Annotated in this window: 3 protein-coding genes; 2 read left to right on the forward strand and 1 reads right to left on the reverse strand. The window is 69.2% G+C overall.

Annotated elements, in window-relative coordinates; translation table 11 throughout:
- The coding region (locus FF041_RS22400; RefSeq protein ID WP_153524472.1) for a GNAT family N-acetyltransferase at positions 1 to 622 on the reverse strand (622 nt) is incomplete at its 3' end.
- A gap of 538 nt (positions 623 to 1160) precedes the next feature.
- Between FF041_RS22400 and FF041_RS22405 the strand changes: the two genes are divergently transcribed.
- Complete coding sequence (locus FF041_RS22405) at positions 1161 to 1565, forward strand: roadblock/LC7 domain-containing protein (RefSeq protein WP_153524464.1); 405 nt, start codon at positions 1161 to 1163, stop codon at positions 1563 to 1565.
- A 131-nt stretch (positions 1566 to 1696) separates the two neighbouring features.
- The coding region (locus FF041_RS39235) for a DUF6397 family protein (protein ID WP_228388521.1) at positions 1697 to 2186 on the forward strand (490 nt) is incomplete at its 3' end.

Genomic DNA, 2186 nt, shown 5'->3' on the forward strand with positions numbered 1-2186 from the left:
CGTGGGACCGCGACCGCTTCACCGCTGCCCGGGCCCGGCGCCACTCGTCCCGGGTCATGGCGTACTCGACCTCCCCGAGTTCGGAGCCCTCGATACGATCCGGCCAGTCGCCGAAGAAGGTGCGGAGATGACGGAGGCCCGCCTTCTCCATGACACGCCGTGAACGGGCGTTGACCGACATGGTGTTCGCGGTGACCGTCTCCACGCCCAGCCCGGCGAAGGCCCGGTCGATCAGGGCGACGGCGCCCTCCGTCGCCAGGCCGCGTCCCCATGCCGTTCTGTTCAGGCGGTATCCCAGCTCGACCACGGCCGCGCTGTCGGCGGCGACGGGACGCAGCTCGAACCAGCCCGCGAAGACGCCCGTCGCCCGGTCGTCGGCTGCCCAGAACCCGGGGCCGCCGATGCAGGGGTAGTGCCGGGTCAGCCGTGGCAGGGAATCGGCGCGCACTTCCTCAAGGGTGGTCGGTCGGCCACCGTTGAGAAAGCGCATGACCTCGGGATCGTTGTTGAGATCAAACAGATGGCCGAGATCGCTGTCGGTGAGCGGGCGGAATCTCAGACGGTCGGTGATCAGGGGAGCGCTCGTGATCCGATGTTGCCGGGCGTCGCACCCCTCTGCCAGTGAATATCCGCCCCTGCCGCAGGCCCGGCCGGGGGCGGGAAGGCGGCGGCGTGTACGGAGGCGGGGGCTCGTGACGGTGTTTCACCCGTTAGGCCAGCCGCCATTCGCCCATGGCCGGTATCGGGGAGAAGTGACAGACGGCTCCGGAATCATTCATATCGAGAATGGCGTAAATCCCGCTCTTGCGCGGGAGATTGAGATGGCTGAAAGGTATTCGGTTTCCGACCGGAAGCGGAAGGCCGGAATGGGGCCGCCGGATACGGGCAGTCCGCCGGTCGGGCGGAGAGCACCGCGGAACGCGAACGGAGCGTCCTGGTTTTCCCGGATCCCCGGCCCGGCCGACCGGTGCCGATGACGCCGTGCGAAAGGGGCGAGGGCCGCTCGGGAAGGCGACCGCCGTGCCGTCGGGTGAATATGCCGAACGAATGTACGTGGGGCGACTGCACTATTCGCCGGGTCAGTTGCACCTTGCCCTGTCGTCCCGGGTGCGAAAGGCTTACGGCAACACGGGGAACGTATGAGCGGGGAGGGACCGACCATGCCGCTGGACAAAGGACTTGACTGGCTGCTCGACGATCTGACCAAGCGGATCGAGCACATCAGGCACGCACTGGTGCTGTCCAACGACGGTCTGGTGACGGGGGCGAGCACCGGGCTGGCGCGTGAGGACGCCGAGCATCTCGCCGCGGTCTCCTCAGGTCTGCACTCACTGGCCCGCGGCTCCGGGCGGCACTTCCGCGCGGGCAGAGCGCGCCAGACGATGGTCGAATTCGACGAGGCCCTGCTCTTCGTCACGGCCGCGGGAGAAGGCAGCTGCCTCTGTGTGCTGAGCGAGGCCGAGGCGGACGTCGGCCAGATCGCCTACGAGATGACGCTGATGGTCAACCGGGTCGGCGAGCATCTGGGCGTCGCGGCGAGACAATCGGGTGCTAACCGTCCCTGACCTGCGAGAAGCCTCAACCGTCAGGAGCTGCTCGGCCAGGGGGCGGGAGGGTTTTCCACAGGCCGGGCGCGATGTCGCCATGCCGGACTATGGTCGTCACCGAGAGTGTTCACCGTCACGGGGAGACCGTCATGGCAGTGCGCGACACACTGACACACGCCGGAGCCGCTCGACTGCTGGAGCTCAGGCGTGCCGAGTTCGACCTCGCGGTCCGGCTCGGCCATATCCGCACCACGACAGCCGGGGACGGCGGCGGTCCGCCAGGGGTCGCCCGCGAGGAGATCGACCGGCTCCGTGCGGCCCCGGGCTTCCCCGGGGAGCTGCGGCAGCGGGTGCGCACGGTGGGCACGAAGGAAGGGGCGGAGCTGCTCTCCGTCAGCCCGGGGCGCTTCACCCGGCTCGCCCGCATGGGCTGCGTCGCCCCGATCGCCTTCTATCTCAACCGGTATCACGCCGTCGTCTGGCTCTATCTCGCCCAGGAGCTGACGGACTTCGGCCGGATGCACCCCCGTCTGCTCAGCGGCAGAACACCACCCGCTCAGCGGGCCCTGCTGGACGCGGGGGAGGACCGGCGACCCCGCACCTGGCGGGGCAGACGGCTCGGGCTGCTGCTGCGGAGCG

This window comes from Streptomyces jumonjinensis, from assembly GCF_009600885.1.
GTDB classification, from domain to species: Bacteria; Actinomycetota; Actinomycetes; order Streptomycetales; family Streptomycetaceae; genus Streptomyces; species Streptomyces jumonjinensis.

Bases quoted from the DNA above. Each gene is read 5' to 3' on its own strand.
- FF041_RS22405 (WP_153524464.1), top strand. From the start codon at position 1,161: ATGCCGCTGGACAAAGGACTTGACTGGCTGCTCGACGATCTGACCAAG.